Annotated in this window: 7 protein-coding genes; 1 reads left to right on the forward strand and 6 read right to left on the reverse strand. The window is 59.0% G+C overall.

Annotation, left to right across the window (positions count from 1 at the left end):
• Nucleotides 1–103 precede the first annotated feature (103 nt).
• The 3 genes from BM235_RS02835 to BM235_RS02845 form a co-directional block, all read right to left on the reverse strand.
• Nucleotides 104–8,518, reverse strand: a complete 8,415-nt coding sequence (locus BM235_RS02835; protein ID WP_090109008.1) for a cadherin-like beta sandwich domain-containing protein — start codon at nucleotides 8,516–8,518, stop codon at nucleotides 104–106.
• Nucleotides 8,519–8,757: 239 nt separating this feature from the next.
• Nucleotides 8,758–10,359 (reverse strand): sensor domain-containing diguanylate cyclase, encoded by a 1,602-nt coding sequence (locus BM235_RS02840; protein WP_090109009.1) that lies wholly within the window; start codon nucleotides 10,357–10,359, stop codon nucleotides 8,758–8,760.
• A gap of 200 nt (nucleotides 10,360–10,559) precedes the next feature.
• A complete protein-coding gene (locus tag BM235_RS02845; protein ID WP_090109010.1) occupies nucleotides 10,560–11,636 on the reverse strand; it encodes a Gfo/Idh/MocA family protein in 1,077 nt (358 codons plus the stop codon).
• A gap of 208 nt (nucleotides 11,637–11,844) precedes the next feature.
• Between BM235_RS02845 and BM235_RS02850 the strand changes: the two genes are divergently transcribed.
• A complete protein-coding gene (locus BM235_RS02850; protein ID WP_090109011.1) occupies nucleotides 11,845–12,597 on the forward strand; it encodes a GNAT family N-acetyltransferase in 753 nt (250 codons plus the stop codon).
• 74 nt (nucleotides 12,598–12,671) lie between these two features.
• Here the strand turns inward: BM235_RS02850 and folE are convergent, their stop codons facing one another.
• The 3 genes from folE to BM235_RS02865 all read right to left on the reverse strand — a co-directional run bounded on the left by folE (nucleotide 12,672) and on the right by BM235_RS02865 (nucleotide 14,732).
• Complete coding sequence (gene folE, locus BM235_RS02855) at nucleotides 12,672–13,265, reverse strand: GTP cyclohydrolase I FolE (RefSeq protein WP_090109012.1); 594 nt, start codon at nucleotides 13,263–13,265, stop codon at nucleotides 12,672–12,674.
• Nucleotides 13,266–13,324: 59 nt separating this feature from the next.
• On the reverse strand, nucleotides 13,325–13,555 hold the full coding sequence (locus BM235_RS02860) for a YneF family protein (RefSeq protein WP_090109013.1): 231 nt from the start codon (nucleotides 13,553–13,555) through the stop codon (nucleotides 13,325–13,327).
• A 157-nt stretch (nucleotides 13,556–13,712) separates the two neighbouring features.
• A complete protein-coding gene (locus tag BM235_RS02865) occupies nucleotides 13,713–14,732 on the reverse strand; it encodes an HD-GYP domain-containing protein (RefSeq protein ID WP_090109014.1) in 1,020 nt (339 codons plus the stop codon).
• Nucleotides 14,733–14,844: the final 112 nt, after the last annotated feature.

Here is a 14,844-nt window from a genome sequence, read left to right on the forward strand (position 1 = left end):
GGATGAAGCAGCGCATGGCTGCCTCATCCCGTTTCTTTTGTCCCTTTTCTGTACGCCGCACGCTTGATGCGCCGCGGCTCTCTCTTTACTGGATCAAGCCGTTTTACTTGGATTCAATCAGTTCGGACCGCACCAACAGGTTGCGCAGCATCGCCGCGGTCTCTTCCCGGGTTACCGTACGGAGCGGCTTGACGCTTCCGTCCTCGTAGCCCGAGATCAGGCCCTGCTTGAAGGACGATCCGAATGCCGGACGTACCCAGGCCGGGATGTCCGCGTTGTCCGAGATGCCGGACAGTGCCGCTGTCGCTTCGCTGTCGGCCGCGGCGGTCTGGCCGGCCAGCGTCCAGGCCTTGCCGATGATCGCGACCGCTTCGGCGCGGGTGATCGTCTGCTTCGGTCGGAACGTGCCGTCCGGATAGCCGCTGATAAGGCCGTACGACTTGGCCGCGGAGACGAACGGCGCGTACCAGTCGGCCGCTTTCACGTCGTTGTAGACGCCGTCGGTCTTCGCAGGCAGTCCCAGCGCCCGGACGATCATCGCCGCGAACTCGGCGCGCGTGACGCCGCGCGCAGGCTCGAACGTGTCTTTGCCGGTGCCGGTCAGGATCGTGCGGGAAGCCAGGTCCTCGATCGCTTGCTGCGACCATCTGCCCGCCGTGTCCTTGAAGCTCGCCTTGTTGACGATCAAGGCATATACGCTGTTCGTGAAGCTGTTCATGACCGCGAAGTCGCGCTCGTCGACGCGCTTCACGAAGGTCGGCACGTGATACAGGCTGCCGTCCTCCAGGATGCGAACGCCGGTCGTGACCTTGCCTGCGTCTGCAGCCGGCAGTTCAATCGCGCGTTCTACGTACTGCGAGAAGCGATCGGCCGCGATCGTCTTGCCGTTGTACGTGTACGTCACGCTGAAGTCCGTCGGCGAGCCGATGACGGATGCGCCGGTCTTGGACGCTTGCTTGCGAATCGCTTCCTGCTCGTCCTCGCCAGGATGCTTGATATCGATCGATACCGCGACCTTCGACAGGTCGTCGGGCGCGAACGTATTGACGATTTGCGCGATATCCAGCGCAGCGGCCGGCAAGGTATAGACCGAGCTGCCCGTATCGATATACAGGATGGCTTCTTTTTGCTGCATGCTCTTCACCAGATCGGCGGTCAGGCCGGTCGTGACCCGATCGATCCCCGTGCCTGCGTTGATCTTGATGACCGGCTTGCCCGCGCTCGAAGCCAGCAGCTTGTTCAGCTCATCCTTCACGAACGATACGCGAAGCACCTTTTTACCGTTCTCCTCCGTCTTCTTGCCCGTCGCGACCTTGTTATTCTCGTCGTCGTTGATCTTGACGACGAATTCATCGGTCGGCTCCGAGGCCGCTACGTTGCGCATGATGGAGACGGAGTACAGGTTGGTCTCCTTTTGATCCGGAGAGGTCACCTGGATTTGGACCGCGTTCAGGCCTGCGGCAAGCGTCGCCGTCGCCGAACCGTTTTCGTCCGTTGCCTTGCCGTTCACCTTCACGGTCGCGCCCGGCGTTTGCGGCTTGGCAATGACCGTGATCGATGCGTTGTAGGTGCTGTCCTTGATCTTGTAGTTCCTCGTCAGCGGCTCGAACTCGGTCGTCAGCTCCATGTCCTTCACGGACAGCTCGCCGAGCAGCAGCGAGGCGTTGAATGCCGTATCGCGATAAATAACGAGCGAATACGTCTGGACCGTGCCGCCTGCCGCATGAACTTCAATGACAAAACGGTTGGTTCCCGTCGCGAGCGTCAGCGTCTCGGTTCCTGCGGAACCCTTCGCCGTGCCGTTGATCCACACGACGGAAGCTGCGTCCGCAGCTGCGAAGCTCAACTGGGCCGAAGACGTATTGGCGCTTACGCGAGCGTTGTAGTCGAGCGCGGCGCTGTCGAACGTTCCCGGCGTCAGCGTAATGCCGGACAACGCCAGCTGCTTGAGACTCGCGTCCGAGGCGACCTTGCGGTCGATCGACAATTTGTATTTCTTGGCGCGCGTCCAATCCTGCGTTGCCGCAGCCGCATCGTTCGGCGACAACACTTCGATCGTGATCTTGGTGGATCCTACGTTCAGCGCGATCGGACTGGACGGCTGACCGGAGGATACCGTCTCGATCTTAGCCTGCAAGTCCGCGCCGGTCTTAATACGAATCAATGAACCCGGCGAAGCCTCTTCAGGCGCGATGCGGACGGATGCGGTCGCATTGTCGACTTGCGCAGAATAGAAGACCGTGTTTTCCTCATACGGAGCTCCATAGTCCTTGCTAAGCTCGACGGCTTCGGCAGCAGTCGCGCCTCCGGCATCCAGACCGGATACCTCGAGCGACTTGAGCCCCGCAAGGCCCGATTCGGTCGTCACGTTCAGGCTGTACGTCTGGGTAGTCCCTCCCGATTTGACGACTGCCTGAACGGCGCTGCCGTTCGAGATGTCGACGACGGCGGAGAATTGATCGTCGACCGGCTTGCCGCCGATCGTGACTTCCGCTTCTTGGTCGACCGGTACCGCCCATACGCGCGTTTGCTTTTCGCGCACGTCGATCGAAGTCTTATACGTCGTCAGGCTCGCGATGAAAGGTGCGTCCAGCACGCCCTCCCCGGTTCCGAACGCCGCCAGGTCCGCTTTGGTCTCATCCGTTGCGGCCGTGCCGCTGGCGAGCACTTCAAGCTTGTTCACCGTCTTGTTGCCCGCGGCGTCGGTCGCTATGAGCTCGAGCGGCAGCACGCCGTCTTCAGGGAACGACGCGTAGTAAACGAAGTGTCCGATCGCGTCGACCGGCACGACGGTGTCGTTGACCGTCAGCACGGTGCCGGCTTCGGTCGCGCCTTCGAGCCGGGCGCGGCTGCCGTTTACGATCGCGCCGTTCGTCGGCGTCTTCAGGTACAGGTACGGCGCCGTTTGGTCCACGATCAGCTGGCTAAAGCCGTGGCTCGTATCGCCGCCTGCGTTCGTCGCCTGGATCTCGATCCGGTATTGTCCCTCTTTCAAGGTGCCCAGATCGAATGCGGCCGGATCGCCGCTAGTCGGCGCTACTTCTACGTCATCCTTGTACAGCTTGTACGTTGCAGCCTGATCGCTATCGGCATGAACGACGACATGATCGGAATCCGTCACGACAAGCGTATGCTGCTGTGCCTGCTTCTCTGCGTCGCTCAGGCCTTCCAGATCCTCGGCTTTCACGTCGTACGGATAGTACTTCTGCTCCGACGGCGCGCCGTCGCCCGCTTCGTACGATACGTCCAGCTTGGCCGGATTCGGCCTCGGCAGGAATACTTCGGCCGCGTCGGACAGCTCGCTGACGAGCAGCGACGCCAGCGTCTCGCCGTCGGACTCGTAGCTTGCGCGCACGATCATCACGCGCAGCTTGTACGCTTGCTCCGTCGCGAGTCCCGCCAGCAAGAAGCGCTGATTCGCGCCCAGCGCAGCATCCGGCTGGAATTCGTAGGACGTGCCGTTGTAGTCCACGTTGCCGTTCGCGTCGGCCGGATAGATACGATAAGCGGTCGTGCTCGCATATCCCGCATCCGTGAAGCTGATCGTCACGCCGGCATCGCCCGTCGCTTCAGCCTTGATGTTCGCCGGCTTGGCCAGCATCTGCGAAGCCTTGTAGGAGATCGGCTGCTCCAGCGTCTTGAACACCGGCGCATACGACTCGCTGTCAGCGACGAGCGCCAGGTAGTAGTCGCCAGGCAGATTGTTCGCCGGCAGCGTCACCGTGGTAATGCCCGAAGCAGGAAGATTATCGGCGAGCACTTGGCCGACGGGTTCATTGACGTCGTTTGCCATGATCAGCCTGACCTTCGTGTCCGGCTTGGCGTTGTCGACTTGCCAGGTCACTTCGTAGGCATTGCGCTCGGCTTGAGCCGAGGCCGTCAGCTTGGCTACCTGAGGAATCGGCGCCAGCGCGTACTGCTGAATCGTCGCATAACCCTTCGTTTGGACTCTCAGCGTGCCCGTCGTTTTGACGTCCACCGTTACTTTAAGTCCCGTATCGTCGAGAATCGCGTTGCGGCCCTTGGCGTCCGGCGTCGCGTTAAGCGCGATTTCCGTACCGTCCGTGCCGTAGATCTTCGTGCTCAGATCGGCGCCTGCGATATCGAGCAGGTATTTGCCCTTTTCCATCATCGACAGGTTGTACGTATATATGGCGTCAGGGCCGTACAGATCGGCCATCGTCGACTTTTGCGACAGCGTCATCGCGTCCAGATCGGTGAAATCGCCGGACTTCACGATCCAGATGCCGTCCTTGTCCACATCGACCAACGCGGTGACTACGCCGTGCTGCTGATCGTAGATTGCGTTCCAACCGGTCGAATTCTTGTCGAAGTCTAGCGGATACAGCGTGCCGTCAGGACGATAGAGCTTGGTGTCCTCGTTGCCGCCATAAATATCGAGCGTCGCCTGGAAGCCTTCGAGACCTTTGAAATTCGCGGCAGCCGAGAATTCGGAGCCTCCGCGCCATGACATCGTCTCGCTCATCGTCGCATCCGTACGCATGCGGTACAGATTAACCTTGGCGTCCGCGCCAGCATCGACATACCAGCGCTCGGCGCCAGGCGCCTCGACGAGCATCCACGTCGTACCGTCGACATCGTCGCGCTTGACGTTCCATGCCGCGTCCGCCGCGTTCGCTTCGGTCGCATAGGCTCTTCCGTCCGCCTTGATCAACGCGGCATCGGCAGCGCCGCCGACGATCTCGACGAGATACTTGCCTTGACGGACGATGTCCAGCGGGACCAAGTTCTTAGCGGTCGCGCCGTTCAGTTCGGCGGCGATGTCGCCGATCGAGCTATCGCTGTCCCCTGTATACAGAACCTTGTGTACCGTGACGCCCAGGCTGGAGCCTGCGACGATCTTCCAAGCCCCTGGCGTCAAGGCCGCTTCAATGACGAGAACGCCTTTTTCCGCGTCGTAATAGGCATTCGGCGCCTTGTCGTCCTTCTTCTCGAAGCGGAGCTCGTACTCGGAGCCGTACGGCGAGATCAGCTTGAGTCCGTCCGTATCGCCCTTGACGGCGATAAGCGCCTCGTAAGATTCGCCTGCGACAAAAGCGTGCGAGAACTTGCCGTCCGCCGTCTTCGACACGGTCGGATTCGTCTCCGTGACTTCGGTCGCGATCCGGCCCTTGACGTAAGTCCCCAAGAGCGAGGCGCGAATGCCGCTTTGGCTGAACAGCTTCTCGCCGAGGACGCCCGGCACGTCGCCAAAGTCGGCTGCCGTCGATTCGAATACGCCGTTCGGGTCGACATACCAGAACCAGCTCTTGATTTTATTGACGACCGCCTTGCCGGTGTTGACGACTGCGCTTCCGATATTTTTGAGCGTGGAAGCCATGTCGACATCCCAGTCGAAGCTGCGCGTCGCGAACGGATACTTCACGACGAAGCCGATGCCGATGACCGACAGCGCGGCTCTGAACCGCGAAGAATCGACGCCGACTTCCGCGCTGGAGAGACGTTGTCCGCCGACCAGCGGTACCGACCGCGGGATTTGGACCGCCGTTTTCGCGTAGCCGGTGAACGAAGAGCCTTGGAAGTACTTGACGACCACTTGTCCGACGAGAATGTCGAGCACGTTGATCGTCGCGCCCATATCGAAGCCCGCGCGGTCGTAGCCGCGATAGCCGGTCGGATTGAACACGATGAACATATCGACGCCCGCTACGTTGATCGAGTAGATCGCGAGCTTGCCGGATGCGCCGAAGTGGTTGGCCGACAGGTCGACGCGCAGGTCGTTGCCGTTGACCATATAGTTGCCGCCGATCTTCGGCGTCAGGTAGTCGGACAAGCCGCCCAACACCGAGAACGTCAGCGGAGCGTCAGCCAGCGCGGACATGTTGGAGACGCCGCCGCCGAGCTTCGTGATCTGCGCGCCGGTGGAGCCGATCTTGATCTCCTTCTTGACGGCGAAGCTGATGGAGTCGAGCTTCTTGTCCTTGAGCAGCAGGTCGATGTCGAAGCCGACCTTCGCCTTCTTCAGCTCGGCCGACGCGCCGACGCCGAACTCAGGCGTGCGGGTGTCGATGCTGAAGCGCAGCTCGGCCGCTTCGAGCGGGCCGCTCTTGAAGTCGGCGCTAGCTTTGAGGTTAGCCGCCAGATCGAAGCGGTTTTTCATGAAATCCAGCGCCGTGACGTTGGCATTTGCGCCGATCTTGGTGCTGCCGATCTTGAAGCCGAGATCGGCGTTGCCGGTGATGCGGATACCGCCTTTGATGAAGGTGAACGAATTAATACTGACCGGCATGTTCATTCCGGTATAATCAAATGCCTTGGATACTGGGAAAGAAAAATTCTCCGGATCGAACTCGAAGTCGCCCTCGAGAATCGTATAGGTTGACAAGATCGGAATCGTGTTTTTACCGTTAACATACAAACGGCCCTTGCCCGAAATCGTCGGTGGTGCATCTTTATTGTGGTTGTCGATCACGAGCTCGGTTCCCTTGAACAGCAGATTGTCGTTGATCGTCACGACCGCATTGGTATCCCGAAGGCGATATACGCCAGGCTCTGATGCGTTGACGACAAAGGGGCCGCGCAGCGTGATTTCGTCCACTTCGGACGCCGTGCGCTTGCTTGGCGGTTTAGGGTTGTCGACGGTAACTTCTTCATAATTAATCGAACGGTAAGCCTTGTCGTCCGTCAGCTCGATCGCGTCGGTAAAGGTCTTGTCGTCGAAGAACGCATGATTAATTTCGACGATATACTTGCCGAGCGGCAGCGTCTTCCCCTCCGGCTTGGGCAGCTTGATCTTCAGCCCCGAGGTTCCGACCGTTTCGATATCGGATCGTGGAATGACGTATGAATCGTTGCCTTTGATGATCGTCACTTTAAGGTCCGTGTACGGCAGGCGCTTTTTCAGCCAGTACAGATTTTCGCCGACGACCTGAACGGATTCAGCGTCCTCGTAGTAAACCTTGGACGGACCGACGCGCGAATACTTGACGCCGTCCTGCGGCATCGGCATTTGCACGGCGAACTGTACCGGGTCTCCCTCCGCCGGTCCCTTGTTATTCGATGCAACGGCCTTAACCTCGTAATAAGTGTCTTCCTTCAGGTGCTCCAGCGTAAGGCTATAATTGCCGGAGGAATTCACCACCGTAGGGACCTTACCTTCTGCGGTTAGCCAAGCTCCATTGCCGGCATCCGTTTTCTCTCTATATTTGACGCCCCATGTCGAGCTCGCGCCTCCGGTATTGATCATGTTCACCGGAATGATCGCTCGCTGCTCGTTCGCATTTTCCGCATTATACAGCGGCGTTGGCGTCCCCGTCTCGACTTGCGGCGGCGTCGTCACTTTGACGTCGTAGTAAGCGCCGTATTCCGTCGAGATCCGGAAGCTCGGTATCGGCTTCGTCGCATCGATCGCGGTGTAGTAATAAGTAGCATTGCCGTTCTCGTCCGTTTTCAAGTTTGGCGCCGAAGAGAGCGGCGCAAACTCGTTGTCGGGATCGAGGAACGTCACGTTATCGGGTTTTTCCACAAACAATTCGATATTTTTGCCGGGATTTTTCTTGGAATCTTTCAGATTCAGATCCGCTTTGTAGTACACGGCATTTTGTACACTGTTTTCCGTGTTATCTGCGGTCGGCGGATTATAAACCGCGGCGTTGACCGACATGATGCTCGGCGCTTCCACGTAGGTGGCGCTGTTCAGGTCGATTGGGTCGTATTTGTTCGTGAAGTACCACTGTTTAATCACATGATTTTGCCAGGCGCTGCCCGTCGCGGCGGTGAAGCCGACGTATACGTCCTCAGATTTAATTTCATTCTGAAGAACGAGCCCCGTATACGTAAGCTTGGGCTGTTGCGGTCTTGTGCTGGTATCGTTGTAGTAAACGGACAGCGTCTCGTCCGCCGTCTTGTAGTCGATCCAGACGTACACATCTTTTCCTGAATTGAAGTCGATGCCGCCGTTGCTGGTGGGCTCCGCATATACGCCCTTGCCGTCGTGGGACACGTCGCCGTTCAAATCGACCGCGACATGGTTATCACTCGGATCTCCGTTGTTGCCCCATTGGGGAGTTCCGTTGTGGAACGTATCGAACTCGACGCCGACGCTGTTCGGGATGTTCTCGAAGCCCATCCCCCCGCCGAGACTGCCCGCGCTGTTCGACTTGGTCTGAACGGCGAATACGAGTCCGTCGGCGCCTAGCGGCACGCCGGACGAAGCGCCTGCGCCGTTCATGTTAAACGTGAAATAAGTACTAAAGCCGCTGTTATCGCGCAGCGAAACTTTGTCCCAGTTGAACACGGTACCGAATTGGTTGCCTTGAGCCGGCGTCAGCCTTAAGCTGCCATCGGGCATAAAGGTGGAAGCGCCGTTAAACGACAGCCGGTTGGCTTCCTCTTTAAAGTCGTTATACAAAAACGTAATATACTTCGACGGCTTGTCCGCCGCATGGGCCGTACTCCCTATAGAAGCGAATCCCGACAGCATCATTTGGAACATAAGCAAAAACGCGAGCACGGCCGCAATCTTGCGCCGGCTGCCGATTGCCGTGAAGATACTCATTAAGATAGTCTCCCTCTTTCTAACGCATCTGTTTGTTGCCCTGATCGCTTGCGAACTGCGCTTCCGCCCCTCCTTGAGCCCCGTTGATATGCGCCATTATATTAAAATCCGCTTAAAAAACACTAAAAAATATGGAAGATTACAAGAGAAAAACGAGAATTATGCAGAAAAAATAGGACTCCCGTCATTAGAACGGCAGTCCTAAAGCCCTCATTATTCCGTTAAATCAAAATAAATGTTTATACGTCCGCAGTCTCTCCTCTGTACGTCACCGTCCGGTTCCGGCCTTCCTCCTTGGCCCGATAGAGCGCCAAGTCCGCGCAGTGCACGACCTCGGCCGAGCTCGCGCCGTCCTGCGGATAGTCGGCGATGCCAAGCGACAGCGTGACGGGCCTGCCGATCGGCGAGTCCGCCTTCATCAGACCGATGCGAACGCTTTCGGCAAGCTGATAGGCAAGATCCTTATCACCGAACGGAAGCAGTAGGACGAACTCTTCGCCGCCGTACCGGCACGCATAATCGCCGTCCCGCTTCTCCGCGTTCAGCCGCGCCGCCAGGAAACGCAGTACCTCGTCTCCTTTAAGGTGACCGAACGTATCGTTGACGGACTTGAAGCGGTCCAGATCCATAAGGATGACTGCATACGGCATCTGCTGTCGGTCCCAAGACGCGAGCAGCGAATCGAAAAACCGCCTGTTGTGCAATCCGGTGAGCGCGTCCGTATGCGCTTCGAGGGAGAGGGCTTCGGTACGGTCGCCCATCACGCGGAAGGCGTCGATCACCGCCCGGTTCAACTCGTTGGCTTCATAAATCAGATGGTTCCGCAGCCGAAGCGCGGGAACTTTGTGCGTTTCTCCCTTGTTAAGAAGGGATGCGTATACCGCGAGCCGGCGGAGCGGATAGGCAAGCCGGTGAGACACGCCGATGACGAGCAGCGCTAGCAGAAGAATAAAGGGCATGGAGACCAGCGCCATGCGGGCCACGATGCCTCTGACGCTGTCGGTCACGGTGGAAACGGGCGTCTGGGAGACGATGCCCCACTGCACCGACGGCACGATGGCATACCCCGCGAGCATGGGAATGCCCTTGGTGTTCACGGTTTTCATATGACCACCCTTGCCTGCCATGATCTCCGCGACCGCCGGGTTCTCCGCGACGTTGTCCCCGATCCGGCTCTTGTCCGGATGGTAGATGATGTTACCCATTTTGTCGACGACGTAGTAGTAGGATCCGTTGAGATTCGACGCTTGCTTGCCCAGAATCTTATCCAATACATTATTGTCGTGGAGGTAGATCGTGCCGCTGATGAATCCGCGATACGTCCCGTCTCCGTCGAAAATCGGTTGGCTGACGAGCACGATCAGCCGATTGGTGACGGCCACGTAAGGCTCGGACACGAGCGGCTTGCGTTCGGTCAGCGCCTGTTTGGCGGCGGACGACTTCAGCACCTGCCCGACGAGGTTTCCGTTATCCGGCGACGCTGCGGTGATCTTGCCGTTCTCGTTCACGAGCGCCAGCGAGTTAAAGAAAGACATGCTGCCCCTAACGAAATCCAGCCAGTCGCTCGCCTGCTTCCCCCTATTCTCCGAGATCGCGAAGTGGGCGCTCGCCGAATCGAGAGACTGCGTCATGGAGCCGAAAATCGTATCGACGGCGACGCTCAGTTCATTGGCCGTGATCTGGTTCAGATCGAGCGTATTCTTGGACAGCGAATCTTTTTGCGCCTCGAAGCCCACGATCGTGTTCAGCGCGGCCGTCAACGTGACGGACAGTACGACGACGGCGGTGAAGATCACGGAGAGATGAATTCCTCTGCCCCGCCTAAACCTTAATCTATTCATGGACGTTCTCCAGTAATCAAAGTAAGAAAAAGCGTACTATAAACAGCATTCGACAACAATCCAACGATCCGTATTCTACCACACATTGCTAGATCAATATAGTTAAAGTAAAAAACAACCATGGACCGAAGCCGGCGGCTTCAGACCATGGTTGTTAGGGTCGTGCGGAACGTGCGTTCATGTCGCGCAAGAACGGAGATTTACAGCGACCAATCCAGCTTGACTTCTCCGCCCGTACGGGACGATTCGTAGATCGCGTCGATAATCAAATTGCTGCGGAGCCCGGTCTCGGCCGACGTGATCGGCGTCTGGCCGGTGAGCACGCAATCGATGAAATGGCGGCTCATCTTGACGCGCGGACCTTCGTCCTCGATCGGAGCGATAAGCGGAATGTCGACGGGCTGGTCGAAACGCTCGGTGAGGAATTTGCCTTCGTTGCCCTTAAGGAAGGCGCCGCCTTCCGAACCCATCAGGTGGACGAACGGCGTGCTGTCGGTGTCCATATGGACCGCCCAGCTGACCTCGAGCGTGAGCGACGAGCCGTCCTCCATCTTGATGATCGCGGTCGCCAGATCCTCGACGTCGTAGATGCCGTTCCAATCCGGCTTGCCCCAGCTGCCGATGCCCTTCTTGCGGGGACCGAACTCGGCATACGTCGAGCCGTATACCGACACGGGCTTCGGTTCGCCCATCAGGTAGAAGGCGAGATCGAGCATGTGCACGCCGATATCGATCAGCGGTCCGCCGCCGGATTGGCCGTGCTGCGTGAACCAAGTGCCCCAACCCGGGATACCCTTGCGCCGGTACCAGCCGGTCTTCGCCGTATAAATGCGTCCCAGCTCGCCGCGGTCGATCTGCGACTTCACAAGCTGCGGGAGCCACTCCCAACGCATCTGGTGGGAGACCATGACGGTTTTTCCGCTCTTCTGCTGCGCGCGCACGATGTCCTTCGCCGCGGCTGCGTCGAGACCCATCGGCTTCTCGACCAGCACGTGCTTGCCGTGCTCGAGCGCGCTGATCGTGAGCGACGCGTGGCTCAGGTTCGGCACCGCCACGATGACCGCGTCGATGTCGAGGCGCTCGATAAGCGCCTCCGGCGTCGGCGAGACCGATTCGATGCCGTACTGCTGGGCCCTGGCTTCCGCCAGCGGTAAATACGTATCCGTAATCGCGACGATCTCGCAGAGCTCTGCCAGCTTGCCGAACTCCTGAAGGTGAACGTTGCCGATGTTGCCCGCGCCGATCAGTCCGATGCGGACTTTATTCGAATTTCCCATGGTAGCCTCCAATGGATTGCTTTATTTTAAATGCTTGCGATACCGCTATCATAGCCCAATTCCCTTAGACCGGCGATGAGCGATTTAGCCCAGTTTTTATCCGTGTTAGGCTTCGCTCGGCAGCGGATGATACTGTTTGCATATTTATTAATTTATATGTATATTTATTCTTATCGAGTTTTATTTTCTTGAGGAAGGAGCGTGCGCCGTGCGCGATGACATCCGCGTCGTCGAGACCAAAGCGCTGAACGCCTGGCCCGCCCTGCAGCAAACGGCGCATGACGGCTGGCTGCTCAGGCAGTCGAAGGGATATACGAAGCGCTCCAATTCCGTGCAGCCGCTGCGGACCGATCCCGGCGCCGATCTACGCGCCATGGTCGGCTATTGCGAGGATACGTATCATCGCGCGGGCCTGCCGACGATATTCAAGATCACGCCGCTGTGCGCGCCTTGCGGACTCGACGGCCGCTTGGACGAATACGGCTACGCTTCGGTCGACCGCTCCCAGGTGCTGGTCCGCTCCTTGAGCGAGACGCAGGACGCGCCTTACCCGGAAGGGCTAAGCGTCGACGCCGGCTTGACGGAGAATTGGATGAGCGCCGCCTCCGAGCTGCTGTCGCTCAAGCCGGAGCAGCGGGAGGCCGCCTCGGCCATGTTGACGGACAGCCCGCTCCGCAGGGCCTTTTTCCTCCTTCGATCCGGGGACGTCCCCGCCGCGATCGGGATCGGCGTCGTCGACGACGGTTACCTGGGGCTGTTCGACATCGCGACCTCCCCCGCTTATCGGAAACGCGGCCTAGGCGAGCGCCTCGTCAGGCAAATCCTGCGATGGGGACAATCGCGCGGCGCGCATACGAGCTACCTTCAGGTCGTGGACGCCAACTTGCCCGCGCAGCGTCTGTACGCCAAGCTAGGATACGAGAAGCTGTACGACTATTGGTATCGCGTGCGTTGGCCGTAATTCAAGCCCGGCGCGCTATGCAAAAAGCCGCGTAAAGGCCGCAGATGGCGGCCGGTACGCGGCTTTTTGTTCTATTATTCCTTAAGCAAAGAAAGAAACTCGGAGCGAAGCGCGGAGCTGCCCCGGAACTGTCCCCGCACCGCCGAAGTGACGGTCTTGCTCCCATACTTTTTCACGCCGCGCGCGCACATGCACAGATGCTCGCCCTCGACGACGACCATGACGCCGTTCGGCTTCAGCACGTCGTCCAGGATGTCGGCGATCTGCGAGGTGATGCGCTCCTGGACCTGCAGCCTGCGCGTCACGGCCTCCACCAGCCGTGCCAGCTTGCTGAGGCCCGCGATCTTGCCGCTCGGGATGTAGCCGATATGGGCCTTGCCGAAGAACGGCGCCATATGATGCTCGCACTGGCTGTAGTACACGATATCCTTGACGATGACGAGCTCCTCGTGCTGCTCGTCGAACGTGACGCCGAGCGCATCCCGCGGATCGATCGCGTAACCGCCGAAGATCTCCTCGTACATGCGCGTGACGCGAGCGGGCGTGTCCAGCAGGCCTTCGCGCTCCACGTCTTCGCCGATCAGCTTGAGAATCTCGCGGACGTGGTGCTCCACCTGCTCGCGGTTGCGCGTGACGTTCGTATTCAGATAGTCCTTTAGACCGGCCATCGTACGCCCTTCTTTCATTCGCGGTGGCTGACGCGGACACCCCGCGCGCCGCTTGTCGATTATCTGCGGGGTTTAGCGTTTTGATTCTGGTTTTTCATCATCTGCTGCGCCTTCTGGAGCTGCTGCTTGTTCATATTGTAACCCATCTGCTTGGCCATCTTGGCCAGCATGTCCGGATTGTTCTGCATCTTCGTCATCTGGCTGCGCAGATAGAATACGCCGCCGAGGAAGCCCAGCGCAAGTCCGACGATCAACGTCAGAACCGGAATCAGAATATCCCAAAAGCTCATCTGCCATACCTCCAAATTGTACGCATGAAAGCGTGTATGCGATCCGCGCGAAACAGCGGGACAGCCAGCCTATAATAGCATGAGCTCGGCCGGCGAATCAACCCGGTCGCAAGCGCTTGCGGTCCGCGGCAGCTTAGCCCCCCGCTAGCGTGCAAGGTCAATTAATGACCGCGTCGATGAACAGCGTCGGCAGCCTCGCCAGATCGAGCTCGCGCGCCGCCGAAGATTCGCCCTCCCGGGCGATGACGCGAACGATCGGCCTGCTGGGCAGCCCCCTGTGCTGCGCCACGACGATGCCGATCAGCCGGTTGGAGAGCCTGACCGAGACGCCGTTCGGATAGACGGACACGATTTTCAGAAATTCGATGAGAATCTCGCGGTCGAGCGCCGTGTCGGAGAGCGCGTGCAGTCTCTCGATCGCCTCGTGGGGCTGCAGGCGGGGAAGCTCGGCCGTACCGTGCACGAGATTGTCGTACATATTCGCCACCGCGGTGATCTTGGCGTAGGCGTGGATCTCCTCGCCGGACAAGCCGCGGGGCTGGCCGCTCCCGTCCGGCGCCTCGTGGTGCTGAAAAGCGACGTGAGCGGTCAACAGGCTGTACTCGCGCTTCAGCTTGAGCAGCTCGAAGCCCCGCCATGCGTGGTGCGAACGCCCTTCCTCCGGGCCGGTCGCACCAAGCTTGCCGATGTCGTGCAGCAACGCCCCGATCGCGAGCTCCTTCAACTGCAGCATGTTGAGACCCATGTTGACGCCGACCATCGTCGCCATCATGCAGACGTTCATGCTGTGCATATACAGCGCGTTGTCCGCGGTGCGAATGTCCGACAGCTGGACGAGCACGTTCTGATTGCGCAGCACGTCCTCCATCAGCTGATCGACGGACATGCTGATCGCCCTCGCGCTGAATTCCTTGCCTGAGCGGAGAGCGTTAAAGGTCGCGGACATCTGCGAGATGACCGCCTGCTTCGTCTGCTCGGTCAGCACCTCGTCCAGCGGAATCTGCTGCTCGCCCGGCTCCGAGATATAGACCATCGGCACGCCGAGCCTGCGGAGCGTGCTGATCATGAATACGGTCAACTGAACGCCCGCCGATAGAAGCACGGTGCCGTTTTCCGAAAAGAGCGTCCTGCCGAGCAGCTGCCCCGGTTCGAGGTTGTCGATATCAACCAGCTTCATGTCCTATGCTCTCCCGTGGATGCGCCTGACGTAATAGGCTGGATTTTCTTCCTATATGAATATATTAGCCGTCTGCCGTCGGTTATAGCAAATAAAGATTCGCCTGCAAGCG

The organism is Cohnella sp. OV330, from assembly GCF_900112065.1.
In the GTDB taxonomy this organism is placed as follows: Bacteria; Bacillota; Bacilli; order Paenibacillales; family Paenibacillaceae; genus Cohnella.